This window comes from Mycobacterium sp., assembly GCF_049647605.1.
GTDB lineage: Bacteria > Actinomycetota > Actinomycetes > Mycobacteriales > Mycobacteriaceae > Mycobacterium.
Map to the genome: position 1 here is coordinate 1 of NZ_JBARXZ010000163.1, position 20,802 is coordinate 20,802.

The 20,802-nt window shown below is 66.9% G+C and carries 18 protein-coding genes; 8 read left to right on the forward strand and 10 right to left on the reverse strand.

All coding sequences use genetic code 11. From position 1 onward, the window contains the following. Positions 1-51: 51 nt before the first annotated feature. Positions 52-906, reverse strand: coding sequence for a 3-methyl-2-oxobutanoate hydroxymethyltransferase (panB, locus tag WBB07_RS21185; RefSeq protein WP_526310332.1), 855 nt, complete (start codon positions 904-906; stop codon positions 52-54). 158 nt (positions 907-1,064) lie between these two features. On the opposite strand from panB, the gene WBB07_RS21190 reads away from it, so the two are divergent. The 7 genes from WBB07_RS21190 to WBB07_RS21220 all read left to right on the forward strand — a co-directional run bounded on the left by WBB07_RS21190 (position 1,065) and on the right by WBB07_RS21220 (position 11,752). Next, entirely contained in the window at positions 1,065-2,462 is a 1,398-nt protein-coding gene (locus WBB07_RS21190; protein WP_526310333.1) for a WS/DGAT/MGAT family O-acyltransferase, read from the forward strand. A 66-nt stretch (positions 2,463-2,528) separates the two neighbouring features. Further along, positions 2,529-4,076 carry an alpha/beta fold hydrolase gene (locus tag WBB07_RS21195; protein WP_526310356.1) on the forward strand — a complete coding sequence of 516 codons (1,548 nt, stop codon included), beginning with the start codon at positions 2,529-2,531 and terminating at the stop codon, positions 4,074-4,076. Positions 4,077-4,156: 80 nt separating this feature from the next. Further along, positions 4,157-5,683 (forward strand): alpha/beta fold hydrolase, encoded by a 1,527-nt coding sequence (locus WBB07_RS21200; protein ID WP_526310334.1) that lies wholly within the window; start codon positions 4,157-4,159, stop codon positions 5,681-5,683. A gap of 58 nt (positions 5,684-5,741) precedes the next feature. Continuing rightward, the gene (glnA, locus tag WBB07_RS21205; protein ID WP_526310335.1) at positions 5,742-7,082 is read left to right on the forward strand and encodes a type I glutamate--ammonia ligase; all 1,341 of its coding nucleotides are present in this window, start codon (positions 5,742-5,744) and stop codon (positions 7,080-7,082) included. A 52-nt stretch (positions 7,083-7,134) separates the two neighbouring features. After that, positions 7,135-10,161: a bifunctional [glutamine synthetase] adenylyltransferase/[glutamine synthetase]-adenylyl-L-tyrosine phosphorylase gene (locus tag WBB07_RS21210; RefSeq protein ID WP_526310336.1), complete on the forward strand. Its 3,027-nt coding sequence runs from the start codon at positions 7,135-7,137 to the stop codon at positions 10,159-10,161. A 97-nt stretch (positions 10,162-10,258) separates the two neighbouring features. After that, a complete protein-coding gene (locus WBB07_RS21215) occupies positions 10,259-10,891 on the forward strand; it encodes a PaaI family thioesterase (RefSeq protein ID WP_526310337.1) in 633 nt (210 codons plus the stop codon). Positions 10,892-10,897: 6 nt separating this feature from the next. After that, a complete protein-coding gene (locus tag WBB07_RS21220) occupies positions 10,898-11,752 on the forward strand; it encodes a TIGR03619 family F420-dependent LLM class oxidoreductase (RefSeq protein ID WP_526310357.1) in 855 nt (284 codons plus the stop codon). A 37-nt stretch (positions 11,753-11,789) separates the two neighbouring features. Here WBB07_RS21220 and WBB07_RS21225 read toward each other — a convergent pair whose 3' ends face one another. From WBB07_RS21225 to glnA (WBB07_RS21240), 4 genes are all read right to left on the reverse strand, one after another. Next, on the reverse strand, positions 11,790-12,179 hold the full coding sequence (locus WBB07_RS21225) for a DoxX family protein (RefSeq protein WP_526310338.1): 390 nt from the start codon (positions 12,177-12,179) through the stop codon (positions 11,790-11,792). Positions 12,180-12,277: 98 nt separating this feature from the next. Then, positions 12,278-12,712 (reverse strand): D-aminoacyl-tRNA deacylase, encoded by a 435-nt coding sequence (dtd, locus tag WBB07_RS21230; RefSeq protein WP_526310339.1) that lies wholly within the window; start codon positions 12,710-12,712, stop codon positions 12,278-12,280. Between the two features lie 40 nt (positions 12,713-12,752). Next, positions 12,753-13,064 (reverse strand): DUF3303 family protein, encoded by a 312-nt coding sequence (locus WBB07_RS21235; RefSeq protein WP_526310340.1) that lies wholly within the window; start codon positions 13,062-13,064, stop codon positions 12,753-12,755. A gap of 388 nt (positions 13,065-13,452) precedes the next feature. Further along, positions 13,453-14,889 (reverse strand): type I glutamate--ammonia ligase, encoded by a 1,437-nt coding sequence (glnA, locus tag WBB07_RS21240; RefSeq protein ID WP_526310341.1) that lies wholly within the window; start codon positions 14,887-14,889, stop codon positions 13,453-13,455. Positions 14,890-15,049: 160 nt separating this feature from the next. Between glnA (WBB07_RS21240) and WBB07_RS21245 the strand changes: the two genes are divergently transcribed. Continuing rightward, positions 15,050-15,511, forward strand: a complete 462-nt coding sequence (locus tag WBB07_RS21245; protein WP_526310342.1) for an RDD family protein — start codon at positions 15,050-15,052, stop codon at positions 15,509-15,511. Between the two features lie 7 nt (positions 15,512-15,518). On the opposite strand, the gene WBB07_RS21250 is transcribed toward WBB07_RS21245, so the two are convergent. The 5 genes from WBB07_RS21250 to WBB07_RS21270 all read right to left on the reverse strand — a co-directional run bounded on the left by WBB07_RS21250 (position 15,519) and on the right by WBB07_RS21270 (position 20,800). Next, complete coding sequence (locus WBB07_RS21250) at positions 15,519-17,342, reverse strand: amidohydrolase (RefSeq protein ID WP_526310343.1); 1,824 nt, start codon at positions 17,340-17,342, stop codon at positions 15,519-15,521. Between the two features lie 98 nt (positions 17,343-17,440). Then, positions 17,441-18,205: a DUF4191 family protein gene (locus WBB07_RS21255; protein ID WP_526310344.1), complete on the reverse strand. Its 765-nt coding sequence runs from the start codon at positions 18,203-18,205 to the stop codon at positions 17,441-17,443. 21 nt (positions 18,206-18,226) lie between these two features. Then, a complete protein-coding gene (gene lipA / locus WBB07_RS21260) occupies positions 18,227-19,183 on the reverse strand; it encodes a lipoyl synthase (RefSeq protein WP_526310345.1) in 957 nt (318 codons plus the stop codon). After that, positions 19,180-19,884 (reverse strand): lipoyl(octanoyl) transferase LipB, encoded by a 705-nt coding sequence (gene lipB, locus WBB07_RS21265; protein WP_526310346.1) that lies wholly within the window; start codon positions 19,882-19,884, stop codon positions 19,180-19,182. Before lipB ends, lipA begins: the two co-directional genes overlap by 4 nt. Before the next feature lie 10 nt (positions 19,885-19,894). Continuing rightward, the gene (locus WBB07_RS21270; protein WP_526310347.1) at positions 19,895-20,800 is read right to left on the reverse strand and encodes a TIGR01777 family oxidoreductase; all 906 of its coding nucleotides are present in this window, start codon (positions 20,798-20,800) and stop codon (positions 19,895-19,897) included. Between the last annotated feature and the right edge of the window lie 2 nt (positions 20,801-20,802).

Genomic DNA, 20,802 nt, shown 5'->3' on the forward strand with positions numbered 1-20,802 from the left:
AACCAGGGGTTTTTGCACCCGAACGTGAGTTTGGGCGTAACCGGGGGGTAGTTAGAAGGAGTGCTCTTCGGCGGGGAAGGTCCCACTGGAGACCTCGCTGGCGTACTGCGTTGCCGCCCGGCGCAGCTCCCCGCCGACATCGGCGAACCGTTTGACGAACTTCGCCGTTCGGCCCGACGTCATACCGGCCATGTCCTGCCACACCAGCACCTGGGCGTCACAGTTCGGTCCGGCGCCGATACCCACGGTGGGGATGGTGAGCTTGCCGGTGATCTGGGTGGCCAACTCGGCCGGCACCATCTCCAGCACCACGGCGACGGCACCGGCCTCGGCGACGGCGATCGCGTCGGCGATGGTCTGCTCGGCGGCGTCACCGCGGCCCTGCACCTTGAATCCGCCGAGGCCGTTGACGCTTTGTGGGGTGAAGCCGATGTGTGCGATCACCGGGATGCCGGCCAGCGTCAGCGCGGAGATCTGCTCGGCGGCGCGTTCACCGCCCTCCAGCTTGACCGCGTGGGCGCCGGTCTCTTTCATGAAGCGGGTGGCGGTCGCCAGGGCCTGGGCGGGGCCGCCTTCGTAGCTGCCGAACGGCAGGTCGGCGACCACCAGTGCATGTGGAGCGCCCTTGACGACACCGCGCACCAGCGGGATCAGTTCGTCGATGGTGATGGGGACGGTGGTGTCATACCCGTAGACCACATTGGCTGCGGAATCGCCCACCAGTAGTACCGGAATGCCGGCTTCATCGAATACTCGTGCCGTCGAATAGTCGTAGGCGGTGAGCATGGACCACTTGTGGCCCTCGCTCTTCCACTGCTGGAGGTGATGGGTGCGAACTTTGAACCGCTTCGCGGGCTGATCTTCATCGGTCTTCACGGCAGCGCCGTAGACAGTTTGCTCAGACATCGATGTCCTCTGTGCTGGTCGGTTCGCTCCTCGAGGCCCGCATGACGGGTCCCCGGGTCGGCTGACGGGCTCAAGTCTGCCAGGCCGTCATGCTCAGGTGAACACCGAGTTGAGTGGAGTTCCTCACAGCATCCGGTGTGGGGACATACGATCGCCGCATGCAACGGCTCAGCGGCCTCGACGCCAGCTTCCTGTATCTCGAAACGCCATCACAGCCTTTGCACGTGTGCTCGATTCTCGACGTCGACACCTCGACGATGCCGGGCGGATACACCTTCGAGCGCCTCCGGGACGAACTTGCCATCCGGGTCGCGGCGATGCCGGAGTTCCGCGACAAGCTCGCCGACAGCCCATTCAACCTGGATCATCCAGTGTGGGTGGAGGACAGGGATTTTGACGTCGACCGACATCTGCACCGGATCGGGTTGCCGGGGTCGGGCGGCCGCGCCGAGCTGGCCGAGATCTGCGGACACATCGCGTCGCTGCCGCTGGATCGCACCAGACCGTTGTGGGAAATGTGGATCATCGAGAACGTTGCGGGCACCGACGCCGAGGCCGGTGGCCGGCTGGCGGTGATGACAAAAGTCCATCACGCCGCCGTCGACGGTGTCACCGGCGCCAACCTGTTGTCGCAGCTGTGCTCCACCGAACCCGTGGCCGAGCCGCCTGCGCTGGTGCCCGGCTCCGGTGACGCCAGTCAGTTCGAGATCGCGGCCCGGGGCCTGGTTCGTTTTGCGAATCGGCCCGTCCACCTGGCCACCAAGGTACTGCCGTCGACGGTCACCACAGTCGTCGATACGGTCCGCCGCGCGGTGGCGGGCGAGGCGATGGCCAGCCCGTTCAACGCCCCGCAGACGGCGTTCAACGCCAATGTGACCTCACACCGCAACATCGCCTTCGCTCAACTCGACCTCGAGGACGTCAAGAAGGTCAAGAACCACTACGGGGTCAAGGTCAACGACGTGGTGTTGGCCCTGGTCTCCGGAGCGCTGCGCCACTACCTGCTGGAGCGGGACGAATTGCCCGACGCCTCCCTGGTGGCGATGGTTCCGGTGTCGGTGCACGACAGATCGGACCGGCCCGGGCGTAACAAGGTGTCCGGCATGTTCTCGAGCCTGGAGACCAACATCGCCGATCCCGGGGAACGTCTCGCGGCGATCGCACAGGGCAGCTCCGTTGCCAAGGAACACAGTTCGGCGATCTCGGCGAACCTGCTCCAGGACTGGTCGCAGTTCGCCGCCCCCGCGGTGTTCGGCGCGGCGATGCGCGTCTACGCACGGTCCCGGCTCACCGAGGCTCGGCCCGTGCACAACCTGGTGTGCTCCAACGTGCCCGGCCCGCAGGTGCCGCTGTACTTCCTGGGCTCCGAGGTCAGGGCGATGTACCCGCTGGGGCCCATCTTCCACGGCTCCGGTCTGAACATCACCGTGATGTCATTGAGCGGCAAGCTCGATATCGGCCTGGTGTCGTGCCCGGAGTTGCTGCCCGATCTGTGGTCGATGGCCGATGACTTCCACACCGGCATGGAGGAGTTGCTCGTCGCGGCCAACAGCTGACATCGTGGCGTCAGGAGGCGCGCCTAGCTGGGCTTAGGGGTTTCCCGGGACCCGCATGGCAGCATGTTGCCCATGAGTTCGCGTCGACGCAACCGTTCCTTTCGCGCCGCCCTGATCGGGCTCACGACGGCAGGACTGGTGCTGGGAGTGGCCGGCTGCACCCGGCAGGTCGACGGGGACCCGGTCGCCGCCGGTGCCGGACCGGGCACCAACGTCACCTGGGAGCCGTGCAAGTTCACCGGCGGCACCAAGGAGCCGGATCTACCCGAAGGCACCCAGTGCGGTTTCCTGGCGGTGCCCGTCGATTACGACGAACCCGACGGTGACGCCGTGGACCTGGCGCTGATCCGGTTCCCGGCGACCGGGGACAAGATCGGCTCGCTGGTGTTCAACCCCGGCGGCCCGGGGGAGTCCGGGATCGAGGCCGCATTCGGTCTGATCCCCACTCTGCCGCCCGAGATCCGGGAGCGCTTCGACTTCGTCGGGTTCGACCCGCGCGGAGTGTCCTCCTCGAGTCCGGCGCTGTGGTGCAACTCCGATGCCGACAACGATCGGCAGCGTGCCGAACCGCTGATCGATTACACGCCCGAAGGGGTCGAATACCTCAACAAGCAGACCGAGGAGTTCGTCCAGCGCTGCGTCGACAAGATGGGCGAGGACTTCCTGGCCAATATGGGCACCGACAACGTGGCCCGGGATCTCGACCGGATCCGGGAGGCCGTCGGTGACGAGAAGCTGACCTTCCTCGGCTACTCCTACGGGACCCGGATCGGCTCCACCTATGCCGAACAGTTCCCGCAGAACGTCCGCGCGATGATCCTCGACGGCGCGATCGACCCGAATGCCGACCCGGTGGAAGCCGATATCGCCCAGGCGGCGGCTTTCCAGTCCGCCTTCGACGACTTCGCTGCCGACTGTGCCAAGCGCGCGGACTGCCCGCTGGGTACCGACCCCGCGAAAGCCGTTGCGGTGTACAAGGATCTGTTGGCGCCGTACCAGCAAAAGCCGGCTCCCACCCAGGATCCGCGGGGCCTGTCACATTTTGATGCGACGACGGCGACCATCATGGCGTTGTATTCGCCGATGCTGTGGCGCCACCTTTCCCAGGGCCTCTCGGAGCTCAAGGACGGCCACGGCGACACCCTGCTGGTGTTGGCCGACATGTACATGCGCCGTGACGGCAGCGGTCACTACACCAATGCCACCGACGTTCGGATCGCCGTCAACTGCATGGACAAACCGCGGATCACCGACGAGGCGGTACTGGTCGACGAGGATCGCAGGCTGCGCGAGGTGGCGCCGTTCCTGGCCTTCGGTGACTTCACCGGACTGGTGCCCGAGCAGACCTGCAACATGTGGCCGGTGCCGCCGACGTCCGAGCCGCACGAGCTTTCGGTGCCGGACCTGCCTGCGACGCTGGTGATTTCGATCACTGGGGACCCGGCCACCCCGTATGAGGCCGGGGTGAAGCTGGCCGACCAACTCGGTGGCGGTCTGGTCACGTTCAACGGCACGCAGCACACGGTGGCGTTCCAGGGCAACACCTGCGTCGATGACTTCGCCACCAAGTACCTGATCGATGGCGCGATGCCGCCTCCGGAGGCCAAATGTTGATCGGCGCGCCTCGGTAAAAGAGACCTGAGCGTGACCGGCTGGGGTACGCCGGTCCGCGATGGGCGTGCGACGATGTGTGCATGCGTCGTACCAAGGTCTCGGGCTCGATGCTGCTCGCAGCAGCCTTGTCGGCGTCGATGGCAGGCCTGGTGGCGCCCAGCGCACAGGCCGAACCCAGTCCCAGTCTTGAACCTGTTGTTTCGCAACAGGTTTGGGGCGACTGCTCACAGTTCGGCTATGGACCCGAGGTGTTGCCCACCGCGCAGTGCACAACGGTCTCGGTGCCCTTCAGCGACGCCGATCCCGCCGGACCGCAGGCGGAGCTGGCCGTCATCCGCATCCCGGCGACCGGTGCGCGTATCGGTCCGCTGTTCGTCAACCCGGGCGGACCGGGTGCGTCGGCGGTGGACACCGTGGCCGGGATGGGAGCCGCCCTGGTCGGCAGCCCGATAGCCGAGAGCTTCGACCTGATCGGGGTCGACCCGCGCGGTGTCGGCCACTCCACCCCCGAACTGCGGTGCCGCACCGACGCCGAGTTCGATGCCTGGCGCCACGAGCCGATGGTCGACTACAGTCCCGCCGGCGTCGCCGCCATCGAAGCCCGCTACCAACAATTCGCCGACCAGTGCGCGGCGCGAATGGGCACCGAATTCCTCGCCAGTCTCGGTGCCGCCGACGTGGCCCGGGACCTCGACCGAGTGCGCCAGATTCTCGGCGACGAGCAGCTCAACTATCTGGGCTACAGCTACGGCACGCAGATCGGAACCGCGTACCTCGAGCAGTTCGGTGACCGGGTGCGTGCCATGGTGCTCGACGGAGCCATCGACCCGGCGGTGCCGCCGATGGAAGAGACGATCCGACAGAACGCCGGATTCCAGGCGGCCTTCAACACCTACGCCGCGGATTGTGCACGTTCGGCCGCCTGCCCGATCGGCCAAGACCCCGCGCAGTGGGTCAACCGGTACCACGCCCTGGTGGATCCGTTGGTGCAGCAGCCCGGAAAGACCGTCGACCCGCGCGGGCTGAGCTACTCCGATGCGATCATCGGCACCGGGAACGCGCTGTACACCCCGCGCTACTGGGATTACCTCACCAGCGGCCTGCTCGGCTTGGAGCGCGGCTCCGATGCCGACGACCTGCTGGCGCTGGCGGATGCGTATCAGAAGCGGGACCCGCAAGGGCACTACAGCAATCAGCAGGACGCGTTCAACGCGGTGCGCTGCGCCGACTCGCCGGAATCGACCGATCCTGCCGCGTGGGCCGAATTCGACCTCCGGATGCGTCAGGTCGCGCCGTTGCTGTCCTACGGCGAGTACACCGGGTTCGCCCCGCGCGGTATCTGTGCGTTCTGGCCGGTGCCCGCCACCTCGGCGCCGGGTCCGGCCGCTCCGGCAGCGCCGGGAAAGGTCGTGGTGGTATCGACCACCGGCGACCCCGCCACCCCGTACCAGGCCGGTGTCGACCTGGCTCGTCAACTGCACGCGCCGTTGATCACGTTCGAGGGGTCCCAGCACACCGTGGTGTTCAACGGGCTGCAGTGTGTGGACACCGCGACGGTGAACTACCTCGTGGACGGGGTCGTTCCACCGCCGAATCTCTACTGCTGAGGCCAGCCGACTCACCGTTGTAACACGGAGTTAACAGGCTATGCATACGCTCGCGGTCATGGATCGCCAGAAGGAATTTGTGCTGCGTACGCTGGAGGAACGGGATATCCGCTTCGTTCGGTTGTGGTTCACCGACGTCCTGGGATTCCTGAAATCGGTGGCGATCGCGCCCGCCGAACTCGAGGGCGCATTCGAAGAGGGGATCGGCTTCGACGGCTCCTCCATCGAAGGCTTCGCGCGGGTATCGGAATCGGACACCGTGGCCCGCCCGGACCCGTCGACCTTCCAGATCCTGCCGTGGACCACCAGCGGCGGCGACCACCACTCGGCGCGGATGTTCTGCGACATCACCATGCCCGACGGGTCCCCGTCCTGGGCGGACTCCCGGCACGTGCTGCGCCGGCAGCTGGCGAAGGCCAGTGATCTGGGCTTCTCCTGCTACGTGCATCCCGAGATCGAGTTCTTCCTGCTGCAGCCGGGCCCCTACGACGGCAGCGTGCCGGTGCCCGCCGACAACGGCGGCTATTTCGACCAGGCCGTCCACGATTCGGCCCCCAACTTCCGCCGCCACGCCATCGACGCGCTCGAATCGATGGGGATCTCGGTGGAGTTCAGCCACCACGAAGGCGCGCCCGGCCAGCAGGAGATCGACCTGCGCTACGCCGACGCACTGTCGATGGCCGACAACGTGATGACCTTCCGGTACGTCGTCAAAGAGGTTGCGCTCGGCGAGGGGGTGCGGGCCTCGTTCATGCCCAAGCCGTTCGCCGAGTACCCCGGCTCGGCGATGCACACCCACATGAGCCTGTTCGAGGGGGAGAGCAACGCCTTCCACAGCCCCGACGACCCGCTGCAGCTCTCCGAGGTCGGCAAGAGCTTCATCGCGGGCATCCTCGAACACGCCAGCGAGATCAGCGCCGTCACCAACCAGTGGGTGAACTCCTACAAACGGCTGGTCCACGGCGGCGAAGCCCCCACGGCGGCGTCGTGGGGAGCGGCCAATCGCTCGGCCCTGGTGCGGGTGCCGATGTACACCCCGAACAAGTCGTCGTCGCGGCGCGTCGAGGTGCGCAGCCCCGATTCGGCATGCAACCCGTACCTGGCGTTTGCGGTGCTGCTGGCCGCCGGTCTGCGCGGCGTCGAAAAGGGCTACGTGCTCGGGCCGCAGGCCGAGGACAACGTGTGGAGCCTGACCCCGGAAGAGCGCCGGGCCATGGGCTACCGCGAGCTGCCCAACAGCCTCGGCAACGCATTGGAAGCGATGGAGGGCTCGGAGCTGGTCGCCGAGGCGCTCGGCGAACATGTCTTCGATTTCTTCCTGCGTAACAAGCGCACCGAATGGGAGACCTACCGCAGCACCGTGACGCCCTACGAGCTCAAGACCTACCTGTCGCTCTAATCAGGTCCGCAGGGATTGCCGGGCACCCGGTCCGGTGCGTTACCGTGCTGTCGTGTCCACCCCCAAACCCGCCACGCGGCGCCCCAAGCTGCCCGGCGTCGGCCGGCTCGGTCTGGTCGACCGGACTGCGCAGGCCCACCTCACCCGGCTCGGGTGGGACACCGACGCCCACATCGAACTGCTGTGGTCGCTGTCGCGGGCAGCTGATGCGGACGCCGCCCTGCACGCGATGGTGCGGGTGGCCGATGCGCTCGGCCCGGACTGGGACGAACTCAACCAAGCCCTGCTCAACGACAAAGTGCTGCGCGGCCGGTTGCTGGCGGTGCTCGGCTCGTCGCTGGCGCTCGGCGATCACCTGGTGGCGCATCCCAGCTCGTGGCATCTCCTTTCCGGTGATGACGGCGGGAAGTCGAACTCCCAGACGACACCCCCCGCCACCCTGCCGTCGGCGGGGGAATTGCAGCGGATGTTCCTGGCCGCGGTCGCCGACGTCACGCCCGAAACACCGCCTGCGACAGTGGCTCCCGCCCTGCGCAAGCTGTATCGGGACCGGCTGCTGGTGTTGGCGGCACTCGATGTCGCCCCGACAGTGGAAAACGAACCCGTACTGCAGTTCCCGACGGTTGGCGCGCATCTGGCAGACATGGCCGACGCTGCTCTGTGCGCCGCGTTGCACGTGGCGACCACCGTCGTCTGCAAGGGGGGCACCCCGCCGCGGCTCTCGGTGATCGCGATGGGCAAATGCGGTGCGCGCGAACTCAATTACGTCAGCGACGTCGACGTCATCTTTGTCGGGGCCACCGCGGACGCCACCGAAACCCGGGTGGCCGGCGAGATGATGCGGCTGGCCTCGGAAACCTTCTTCGAGGTCGACGCCGCGCTGCGCCCCGAGGGTAAACGCGGCCAGTTGGTGCGCACCCTCGAATCTCACATCGCCTACTACGAGCGGTGGGCCAAGACCTGGGAGTTCCAGGCGCTGTTGAAGGCTCGCCCGGCAGTCGGAGATGCCGAGTTGGGCCAGCAGTACATGGCGGCGCTGATGCCGATGGTGTGGACCGCCTGCGAACGCGAGGACTTCGTCGTCGACGTGCAGGCGATGCGGCGCCGGGTTGTCGAACTGGTACCCGCCGATGTGCGGGCCCGGGAGATCAAACTCGGCACCGGGGGACTGCGCGATGTGGAGTTCGCGGTGCAGCTGCTGCAGCTGGTCCACGGCCGCAACGACGGTTCTCTCCACGTCACCTCGACGGTGGAGGCATTGGCCGCGCTGGGCTCCGGCGGTTACATCGGCCGCGACGACGCCGCCAACATGACGGCGTCGTATGAGTTCCTGCGGCTGCTCGAGCACCGGCTGCAGCTACAGCGACTCAAACGCACCCACATGCTGCCCGCCCCCGATGACGAAGAGGCGCTGCGCTGGCTGGCCCGTGCCGCACACATCCGGCCCGACGGCCAGCACGACGCACTCGGGGTGCTGCGTGAGGAGCTCAAACGGCAAAGCCTGCGGGTATCGCGGCTGCACGCCAAGTTGTTCTACCAGCCGCTACTCGAATCCATCGAGGGTGCAGTCGATTTCGCGCCGGGTCCGAACAAGGACGGAATGACCAACGAGGCGGCCGAGCGACAGCTGGCTGCGCTCGGCTACCAGGCGCCCCGCAGCGCACTGACGCACCTGGCGGCCCTGACCAGCCAGGGCGGCCGTCGGGCGCGTGTGCAGGCGGTGCTGCTGCCGACGTTGCTGGACTGGCTCTCCGACACCCCGGACCCCGATGCCGGGCTGCTGGCGTATCGGCGTATCAGCGAGTCACTCGCCGACGCCCGGTGGTATCTGGCCAGCCTGCGAGACGAGAGCGCGGTGGCCAAACGGTTGATGCACGTGCTCGGCACCTCGGCGTTTGTACCCGACCTGTTGATGCGCGCCCCCGAGGTCATCCAGCAGTACGCCGACGGGCCCACCGGACCCAAACTGCTCGACGTCGAACCGGACGGGGTGGCCCGCGCACTCATCGCGGCGATGGGGCGCCATACCGACCCGGTCAAGGCGATCGCCGCCGCGCGCACCCTGCGCCGGCGCGAGCTGGCTCGCATCGCGTCGGCCGACCTGCTCGGGATGCTCGATGTCCGCGGCGTGTGCAAGGCGCTGACCTCGGTGTGGGTGGCGGTGCTACAGGCCGCGCTGGATGCGGTCATCCGCGCCAATACCCCTGAGAGCGGCGAGATTCCGGCCCGGATCGCGGTGATCGGGATGGGCCGCCTGGGTGGTGGCGAACTCGGCTACGGCTCCGATGCCGACGTCATGTTCGTGTGCGAGCCGACCGACGGGGTGGAGGAGACCAAGGCCGTCAAATGGTCGGTGACGATCGCCGAACAGGTGCGGGCCCTGCTGGGCACCCCGAGCTCCGACCCGCCACTGGAGGTCGACACCAACCTGCGGCCCGAAGGCCGCAACGGGCCGCTGGTCCGCACCTTGGCGTCGTACTCCGCCTACTACCGGCAGTGGGCACAGCCGTGGGAGATCCAGGCCCTGCTGAGGGCGCACCGCGTCGCCGGTGACCTCGAACTCGGCGAACAGTTCCTGCTGATGGCCGACGCCACGCGATATCCCGAAGGCGGGGTGTCCGACGAGGCGGTGCAGGAGATCCGGCGGATCAAGGCACGTGTCGATGCCGAACGGCTGCCGCGTGGCGCCGACCCCAACACCCACACCAAGCTCGGGCGGGGTGGTCTGGCCGATGTCGAGTGGACGGTGCAGCTGCTGGCGCTGCGGTTCGCCCACAAGATCCCGGCCCTGCACAACACCTCCACGCTGGACTCGCTGGACGCGATCGGCGCGGCCGAACTGATCGCCGAAGGTGACGTCGACCTGCTGAGGCAAGCCTGGTTGACGGCCACCCGGGCCCGGAATGCGCTGGTGCTGGTGCGCGGAAAACCCACCGACCAGCTGCCCGGTCCGGGACGCCAGCTCAATGCGGTGGCGGTGGCCGCCGGTTGGCCCACCGACGACGGCGGCGAGTTCCTGGACAACTACCTGCGGGTGACGCGACGGGCAAAGGCCGTTGTGCGCAGAGTTTTCGGGTAGCCGGTTTCCGCCGTGAGGCGACCCCCCTGCTTTTCATAGAACCCTTGGTGATATCAAGGTTGTGCGGGCTGGTGCAGCACGCGGGCAGGAGGATGCGGTGCGCGAGAAGTTCACGTATGTGCCGATCAGCAACGAGGAGTACGACCGGCAGCAGGCCTTGTACGGGCCGTTTGCGCAGTCCGTGCGCGAGCTGCTGGACGCGACCATCCGCACCACCGTCGACGAGGACACCGTCCGGGCGGCGCAGGCCTCCATCGAGGCGGTGACCGCCAGCCTTCGCGCCCAGCAGCTCGAAGGGCCGTTCGGCGTGAGGTACAGCGTCGACGGGCGCGGGCAGGCGTGGGGTAATCCGGCGATCGGGCTGCGGAACGCATTTGCCCCGCCGCTGAAGATCGAACGGCGCGCCGACGGCCGGTGTGTCACCGAGTTCGACCTGGGCGCGCCGTACGAGGGGCCGCCCGGGCATGTGCACGGCGGGGTCTGTGCGCTGATGCTCGACCACATCCTGGGCGAAGCGGCCAGTGACGGCCACAAACCCGCCTTCACCGGCACCATCTCGTGCAAGTACCTGCGGGGGACCCCGCTGGGGGCGTTGCGCGCCGAGGCCTACATCGAGCGCGTCGACGGCGTCAAGACATTTGCCCGCGGATTCATCGCCGACGAGGAGGGTCCCACCGTGGAGGCCGAGGGCGTGTTCATCCTGCCTTCCTGGGCGCGGGACACCGGCTAGATGCGCCTGGGCTTCTACGTCAGCACGGGCTTCCTCGATACCCGTGAAGCCGTCGAAATCGCCAAGGCCGCCGACGATCTCGGCTACGACGGGCTCGGGGTGCCCGATCATGTCGTCAACCTCGAGACACTGCAGACGCCGTATCCCTACACCAAGGACGGCCAACGGCGCTGGCAACCGTTCACCCACTGGCCCGACCCCTGGGTCCTGATCGGCGCCCTGGCCGCGGTGACCACCCGCCTGCGATTTGTCACCACCGTCTACATCCCCGCCATGCGTGAGGTGTATTCCTCGGCCAAGGCGATCGGCACCGCGGCCTATCTTGCGCAGGGGCGCTTGGATCTCGGTATCGGCGTCGGCTGGTGCCGCGACGAATTCAGCTTGCTGGACCAGCAATTCGACCGGCGCGGCCGCCGCACCGACGAGATGCTGGAGTTGATGAAGCGGCTGTGGGAGCCGGGGTGGACGGAGTTCGACGGCGAGTTCTATCAGACCCCGCGCCTGGAGATGGAACCGAGCCCGCCACCGATCCCGGTCCTCGTCGGCGGACTCTCCGACATCGCGCTGCGGCGGGCGGCCCGCCACGACGGCTGGATCGGGGACCTCATCAGTACAGACCGCGCACTCGACGGTGTCGACCGGATCCGCCGGATCCGCGCCGAAAACGGGCTGTCCATGGACGGTTTCACCGTGCTGACACCGCTGACGGACGCGTTCACCCCGGAGCACTACGAGCGCGCCGAAGCCGGTGGGATCACCCACATCCTGACCATGCCGTGGATGTTCTACAGCGGCCCGGACGCCACTCTCGCCGAGAAGATCGACGGGATGACCCGATTCCGAAAGGATTTGGGTCTGTAACCCAGTCGCCCGTCGGCCCCGGATCTTGTGGGCGCGGCTAGCGGCGCGAGACCGCCAGTGCGCCCGGACCGGCGAAGGCCAACAGCAGCAGCGCAAAGCAGAACAGCACCGCCGGCTCGCCTTGGTTGTTGATGGGCCAGAAGTCGGTCGGGATGTGCTGCCAGAAGTAGGCGACGGCCATCTGTCCGGCACCGACCAGGGCGGCGAGCCGGGTGAACAGGCCGATCGCCACCAAGAGGCCGACCACAACCTCGATGACACCGGCGTACCAGTACGGCCAGGTACCGAAGGGCACTTGCGGCCCGCCGGGCCAGCCGAGCAGTTTCGAAGTGCCGTGCAGCAGGAACAGCAGGCCTACGACGATCCGGAACACGCCGAGGGCAAGTGGGGTTCGGGCGTTGAGCTGTGCATCGAGTTGCGTCGTCATGGGCCCACCCTACTATCCGGACCATAGTCCGGATAGTGAACTGGCGGTTACTTGTCCTGCATCACGATGACCCCGGTACGGCGATCCGGCTCACCGGCTCAATCCAATTCGAGAAGCACGGTCACCGGGCCGTCATTGACCAGCGACACCGACATATCGGCACCGAACACCCCGGTCGCCACGGTCGCTCCCAGCCGGCGCAACTGCGCGGCGAATGCGGTGACCACCGGCTCAGCCGCCGCCGCGGGCGCCGCCGCATTCCACGACGGGCGACGCCCTTTGACGGTATTGGCATACAAGGTGAACTGGCTGATGACCAGGATGGGAGCGCCGGCATCGGCGGCGCTGCGTTCATCATCGAGAATGCGTAACTGCCAAAGCTTTTCGGCCATTCGCGAAGCGATGTCCGCGTCGTCGTCGTGAGTGACGCCGACCAGCGCCACCAGCCCCTGCGGGGCCGGTTCGATGGCGCCGACAACCTCGCCGTCGACGCTCACGCTCGCCGATGTCACACGTTGCACAAGAACCCGCATGGGTAGCAACTACAGCACACCGGCCCGGCGGCGCCGGTGTTCAGGCGATGGACTCCCGGAACGCCACCCCCTTCTGTGTCGCTGCCATCCAGTCAGCCATATCGACGACGGGATGAACGTCGAACACATTCAACGGGTTGAACTGCGACACCCCCTCGAGAATCCCGGCAAGATCGTCGGTCTCGATGACGGCGTACCCGCCCGTGCCATCAACCCGCCCGACGAACTGGTGAAATGTGGTTCCCTGCGGAGGCTGCCACTTCGAGAACAGTTCCGCGCCGCGCCGAACGGCTTCCTCGTTCTCCCGCTCGGACCCGTTGAGCCGACTGACCCACGACATCACGTATTTCATGGTTCCTCCTAGCGCCTGTGTGGATGTGGTGGCGATGTGGAACCGGAGTGATCCGGTGGCACACGCGAGTCAGTGTGCTCCCGGCGGGCGCCGGGTTCGCGGCTTTGAACACGGCAACCGAGGTGTCGTTGACGACGGAATCACCGGGTGGCTGCCAGTGCGGTTGCTGACCGGCGCGGGCGCGATGTTCGCAAGCCGGTTCGTCGTCGACGCCGATTGCCCAGGGGTGCCCGAAGTATTTGCCGCGGCGCTCGAATGCTGCCGGTGGGAAACAGCAGTGGCGCAGAAACAACAGTGCCCCGCCGCGATGCGGCGGGGCACTGTCACGCTGTGTACTTACACGTCGTACCTACACGTCGTACCTACACGTCGTACTTACACGTCGTACTTAAACGTCGTAGTACAGGCTGAACTCGTACGGGTGAGGACGGATCTGGATCGGCAAGATCTCGTTCTCCCGCTTGTAGGAGATCCAGGTCTCGATCAGATCCTCGGTGAACACGCCACCCTCGGTGAGGTACTCGTGATCCTCTTCGAGCCTGTCGATGACCGCGGCCAGCGAGGTGGGCGCCTGCGGGATCGCGGCGGCCTCGTCCGGCGGCAGCTCGTAGAGGTCCTTGTCGACCGGGGTCAACGGCTCGATCTTCTTCTTGATGCCGTCGATACCGGCCATCAACATGGCCGCGAACGCCAGGTACGGGTTGCCCGAGCTGTCCGGGCAACGGAACTCGAGGCGCTTGGCCTTCGGGTTGTTACCGGTGATCGGGATACGCACACAGGCCGACCGGTTGCGCTGGCTGTAGACCAGGTTGATCGGGGCCTCGTAACCGGGCACCAAACGCTTGTAGGAGTTCACCGTCGGGTTGGTGAACGCCAGCAGCGACGGCGCGTGGTGCAGGATGCCGCCGATGTAGTGACGCGCGATATCCGACAGACCCGCATACCCGGCCTCGTCGTGGAACAGCGGCTTGCCGTCCTTCCACAGCGACTGGTGGGCGTGCATGCCGGAGCCGTTGTCGCCGAACAGCGGCTTCGGCATGAAGGTGACGGTCTTGCCGTTCTGCCACGCGGTGTTCTTGATGATGTACTTGAACAGCTGTACATCGTCGGCCGCGGCCAGCAGCGTGTCGAACTTGTAGTTGATCTCGGCCTGGCCGGCGGTGCCCACCTCGTGGTGGCCGCGCTCCAGGATGAAACCGGCGTTGGTCAGGTTGGTGGCCATCTCGTCGCGCAGGTCGACGTAGTGGTCATACGGGGCCACCGGGAAGTAACCGCCCTTGGGGCGAACCTTGTAACCGCGGTTGGGGGAGCCGTCGGCCTCGAAGGGCTCACCGGAATTCCACCAGCCCGACTCGGAATCCACCTCGTAGAAGGTGCCGTTCATCTTCGAGTCGAAAGCCACCGAGTCGAAGATGTAGAACTCGGCCTCGGCGCCGAAGTAACAGGTATCGGCAATACCGGTGCTGGTCAGGTAGTTCTCCGCCTTGCGGGCCACGTTGCGCGGATCCCGCGAATAGGCCTCACGAGTGAACGGGTCATGCACGAAGAAGCTCAAGTTCAGCGTCTTGGCGGCACGGAACGGATCAATGCGGGCGGTCGAGGGATCCGGCAGCAGCATCATGTCGGATTCGTGGATCGACTGGAATCCGCGCACCGACGAACCGTCGAATGCCAATCCGTCCTCGAAGACGCTCTCGTCGAAGGCGGCGGCCGGGATGGAGAAATGCTGCACGACACCAGGCAGATCGCAGAAACGGATGTCGACGTACTCGACCTTCTCGTCCTTGATCAGCTTGAAGATGTCGTCAGAGGTCGTTTCTGCCACTTAGCTACTCCTTCTGTGCAGACGTACTGCGCATGGCTCGTCATAGGGCTTGTCTGATTGTGCGTGCAACCCGGCCTGACGGTATGGATCGCATGTTGCACGCCCGTCAAGCACATGTTGCGTGGAAGTTACGCAATCAATATCACCCTATGCTGGGTTCATGGCTCGAGCGCTATCGTCCTGGCTGTCCGGTCCCGAACCTGCGGATTCCGGACTGTCTGCCTACCCCGGCGAAGTATTCGGATTCCCAGAGTCCGGGCCCGGATCGGCCGCGCGATCCGGCCGGCGGTTCGGCGCCTTACTGGCCGACTGGCTGATGGCCTACGGCCTCGCCGGTCTGTTGGCCGGCCTCGGCATAGTGCCACTGGCCATGCTGTCCACCGCCGTGCTGGTCATCTGGCTGCTGGTGGGGGCGATATCGGTGCGGCTGTTCCAGTTCACCCCGGGTCAATACATGTGCGGCCTGATGGTGGTGTCCATCGACAACCGGATGCACGTCGGCCTCGGCCGGGCACTGTCGCGAGGATTGCTCGTGACATTGGTGATCCCGGCTCTCTACATGGACAGCGACGGCCGCGGCCTCCAGGACAAGTTCACCTACACCGCCGTGGTCCGGCGATAGGGGACCGTCACACCTGGTGGCGGATCTCACCGTTCATCATCGTCAAATCGACGTTCGCGGCATGGATCTCATGCGGGTCGATCTCGAGAATGTTCCTGTCCAGCACGATCATGTCGGCCAGCTTGCCGACCTCCAATGAGCCCACCCGGTCATCCAGCCGGATCTGATAGGCGGCGCCGAGGGTGTTCGCATGGACCGCCTCGGCGACCGTCAGCACCTGATCGGCAGGCGCCAGCACCGCGGCCCCCGGATCGCCGATGAGCTGCCGGGTGGCGCCGATCTGGATGGAGTCCAACGGCCGGTAGGTGGAGAAGTAGCCGGCCGCCGGCCAGTCGGTCCCCAACGAGATCCGGCCCCCGGACTCCAGCACATCCCGGGCGCGATAGAACAAGTCCTTGCGCGGCGACCCGTAGCGGCTCGCCAGATTGGTCACGGTATCGGGATCGGCGGAAAACCAGTTCGCCGAAAACTCAGCGACGACACCGAGCTCGCCGAACCGCGCGCTGTCAGGATCCTCGACATACACCAGATGCGCCACGGTGTGCCGGCGATCCCGCGGCGGATTCGCGGCGATCGCAGCCTCGATGGCGTCCAGACCGGTGCGGACCGTGCGCTCACCGCAAGCGTGGATGTGCACATCAAAACCGGCCGCATCGACGTCACGAACCAGCTGATTCCACTGTTGCGGCGTGAACGGCGAACCACCGATCGCGTCCGGCTTGTCGGCGTACGGCTCGAGCAGCCACGCGGTGTAGCCCTCCTGGGTGCCGTCGCCGATGATCTTCACGACATCGACGGACACCAGCTCCGTCGACACCCGGCTACGGATATCCCGCAAGTTCGCCACCGCATCGTCGAACGGCGGCGACTTGACACTGTAGGAGGCCACCACCCGAAACGGCAGCGCCCCGCGGTCCTCGACATCGGTGTACAGCGCGATGAGCGTGCCCTGGTCACCGCCGACGGGCGGCACCCCGGCATCGAACAGCGACGTGATACCCGCCGCCGACGCCTTCGGGAGCCACTCCTCGAGCAGCCGCGCCATGGTGTCCGCGGAGATGGGCTCGATGGCATTGACCAGGCTGAGGACCGCATCCACTTCGAGCACATACCCGGTCGGATGGCCGTCGACGTCCCGCACGTAGTAGCTGAAACCCGGGATGGGATCCGGGGTGTCACGGCTGACACCGGCGATCTCGAGGGCCTTGCTGTTGGCCCACATGCTGTGCCCGTCGATGGCGAAGAAGAAGCCGGGACGATCCGGGAGCACACTGTCCAGATCCGCGCGGGTGGGACCCTCGGGGCCGAACATGTCGACCCGCCAACCGAACCCCCGCACCGGGCCGTCCGGATGGGCCTGCGCGTACTGCGAGATGGCGTTGAGCGCATCCTCTTTGGTGGGCACCTGCAGATCGACGCCGGTGGACAGGAAGGCGCCCAGGAACGGGTGGATGTGGCCCTCGACGAAGCCCGGCATCAACAGCCGCCCGCCCAGATCGATCACCTGGGTGGTAGGACCGGAAAGTGCCAAGGCGCCCGCGTCGTCACCGACGTAGGTGATGGTGTTGCCGGTGACGGCCACGGCCCGCGCCCACGGCGCCGGGCCCGCCACGGTGTAGACGGGGCCGTTGTGGAACACAAAATCCGCAGGGCCGGCGGCCGGCGGTAGGGCGGACGCGGTCGGTGCACGGTGCGTCGCGACGGTGGCACCCACCGCGGTGGCCGTCATCGCGACGGCGGCAGCTCGCAACGCATGCCGACGGCTCAACGGGCGGTCGACAGCGCGACCGTACGCAGCAAAGTGCGGAGCCCACTCACACGCGGTGCACATCGTGGCCGCCCCCTGGTCCCGGCCGAACCGACGTCGGCAGCGCGCGAAGTATGTCGCGGCACCTGGACGGAACGCAACCCCCGGCGAGGACGGAAATGCTAGCGGCGCTGCACTTTGCGCTGCACGCCACGCAGCTTCGCGGCGTTCGGCATCGGGCCCTTCGGCATGGCCGCGGGACCGACCTTGCTGCCCAGAGCGACCAGACGGGACTCCAGCGAGTCCATCTGCTTGACGCTGATGTTGGCCGGCAACTTGTTGAGGTAGCGCTCCAACTTTGCCAGCGGCACCTCGTCTTCGCCGTTGCCGACGATGACGTCGTAAATGGGCACTTCACCCACGAGGCGGGCGGTGCGCTTCTTCTCCTGCGCCAGCAGTGGCTTCACCCGAGAGGCATTGCCCTCACCGACAAAGATCACGCCCGGTCGGCCGATCACCCGGTGCACGGCGTCGAAATGCCCCGTCGCCGCGACTCCGGGGGTCACCCGCCACCGGCCACGCAGGTTGTCCAGCGCCCACGCCGCGGCACCGGTCTGCCCCTCGGCCTTGCGATACACCGACTTCTGCGCGCGCCGGCCGAAGATGATGAACGCGACCAGCGCACCCAACACCACGCCGAGCGGAATCAGCATGTACATGGTGAACCCGCCGGCGGCCACACCCACGCCCACCGACGCCGCCACGATCAGGACAAACGCCCCGATCATGTAGGGCAGCAGCCGCTTGTCTTCCTTGCGCTGCATCTGGAACGCCTGCCACAGCTGACTGCGGCGCTGCTTGGACGCAGCCTTGCGGGCGGCCTTCGCCTGGGCCTTGGCTTCTTTGTTCTTCGCCCCAGACGAAGCCTTAGAACGGGATTTCACCATAAGTGTCAGGATACGGCTGAGTCAGGGCACAGCGAAGCCGGGCACATCAGCACCGGCCCGGCGCTTCTCGACGGCCTGCGCGTAGAGCCGGCCGGCCCGGTACGACGACCGCACCAGCGGCCCGGCCAGCACACCGGGGAACCCGATGCCCTCGGCGTAGGCGGCATGCTCGACGAACTCCTCGGGCTTGACCCACCGCTCCACCGGATGGTGGCGCGCGGACGGCCGCAGGTACTGGGTGATCGTCACCAGGTCGCAGCCGGCACCGAGCAGATCGTCGAGTGCCACCCGGACCTCCTCGGGAGTCTCGCCCATCCCGAGGATCAGGTTCGACTTGGTGACCAACCCGAACTCGCGCGCCGCCGTGATGACGTCGAGGCTGCGCTGGTACCGGAACGCCGGGCGGATCCGCTTGAAAATGCGTGGCACCGTTTCGACGTTGTGCGCCAACACCTCCGGGCGCGACTCGAAAACTTCCAGCAGCTGCTCGGGGATGCCGTTGAAATCGGGGATCAGCAACTCCACCCCGGTGCCCGGGTTGAGCTTCTTGATGTAACGCACCGTCTCGGCGTACAGCCAGGCGCCGCCGTCGGGCAGATCGTCGCGGGCCACCCCGGTGACCGTCGAATAGCGCAGCCCCATCGCCTGCACGCTCTCGGCGACCCGGCGGGGCTCGTCACGATCCAGATCGGTGGGCTTGCCGGTATCGATCTGGCAGAAATCACAGCGGCGCGTGCATTGCTCGCCACCGATGAGGAACGTCGCCTCGCGGTCTTCCCAGCATTCGTAGATGTTGGGACAGCCGGCCTCTTCGCACACCGTGTTCAGGCCCTCGCGCTTCACCAGAGCCTTCAGCTCGGTGTACTCGGGACCCATCTTGGCCCGGGTCTTGATCCACGGGGGCTTGCGTTCGATCGGGGTCTGGGCGTTGCGCACTTCGAGGCGCAGTAACTTCCGACCTTCTGGAACGACACTCACTTCGACGATCCTACGCTGGTCACAGCCGCCTCCGACCCCCACCGGACCGGCAGGGCGCCGTCGAGCGCATCACACACCGCCGTAGCCACCCGGGCGCGGACGTCGGCCACCGGGACCGGCCGGCCCAACTCCGCCGACAGCGACGTCACGCCGGCATCCGAAATGCCGCACGGCACAATGCTGGCGAACGATCCGAGGTCGCAGTCGCAGTTCAGCGCGAAGCCGTGCAGGGTCACCGACCGGGACACCCGGATCCCGATGGCGCCGATCTTGCGTTCCGGACGCAGACCGTCCGCCGGCAACCAGACCCCGGAACGGCCGTCGACCCGGCCCGCGTCCAGACCCAGCTCCGCACACACCGTGATGAGCGATTCCTCAAGACGCCGAACAAAATTCACCACATCCAACGGCTCCACCAAACCGACGATCGGGTAGCCGACCAATTGGCCCGGACCGTGCCAGGTGATCTTGCCGCCGCGATCGGTGTCGACCACCGGAGTGCCGTCCTGCGGCCGCTCACCGTCCTCGGTGCGCCGGCCCGCGGTGTACACCGAGGGGTGCTCGAGCAGCAACAAGGTGTCCGGCCCACCGGCCACCCGGGCGTCGGCGAGTTCCCGCTGCAGCTCCCAGGCGCTGAGGTAGTCGACGGTGTCGAGCTGTCGGACGTCGACCGGATCGTTGCTGGATCTGATGGAACTCATGACAGTCAAACTACGCCCGGTCGTCACGGCCGACGGCGTAGGTCAACGCCTCACCGATGGTCTGATGATGGAACTCGAAGCCGGCGCGCTCGAGCGCTGCCGGGATCGCACGCTGCCCGGTCAACACACCCTCCTCGGCGAACTCACCCAGCACGGCGCGGATCGCGAACCCGGGAACCATCGCCGGCGTGGGCCGGTTCAGCGCCCGCCCCAGCGCAGCGGTGAACTCCGCATTGGTGATCGGAGCCGGTCCGGTCAGGTTCACCGGCCCGACGAGCTCCTCGTGGAAGATCGCGAACAACAGCGCCCGCACCTCGTCCTCGAGACTGATCCACGGCAGGTACTGCCTGCCGCTACCCAGCCGGGCGCCCAGCCCGAACCTGAACAACGGTTTGAGTCGGCCCAGCATGCCGCCAGAGCGCGACAGCACCAGCCCCGTCCGGACCAGCACCACCCGGGCGTCCAGCGCGGTCGCCGTCGCGGCCTCCCAATCCACACACAGCCGGGCCAGGAATCCGGCACCCGGCGGGCTGCCTTCATCCACGATCCGGCCCCGGGTGTCGCCGTAGTAACCGACGGCGCTGGCATTGATCAGCGTCGGCACCCCTACCTCGGCCACCGCGGCGGCCAACACCTCGGTGGGGGCGATGCGGCTGTCCCGCAGACTCTGCTTGAACGCCCCCGACCAGCGGGCACCGCCGACGTTGACGCCACACAGGTTGACCACCGCGTCGACCCCGAGAAGGCCGTCGGGATCGAACTCGCCGGAATCCGGGTTCCAGTGCAGCTCATCGGCATTCGACGGTGCCCGGCGCACGATGCGCACCACCCGATGGCCGTCGGCGCGCAACGCCGCCACCAACGCCGAACCGATCAATCCAGACGAGCCCGCGATCGCGATCGCGGCGGGTGGCACGC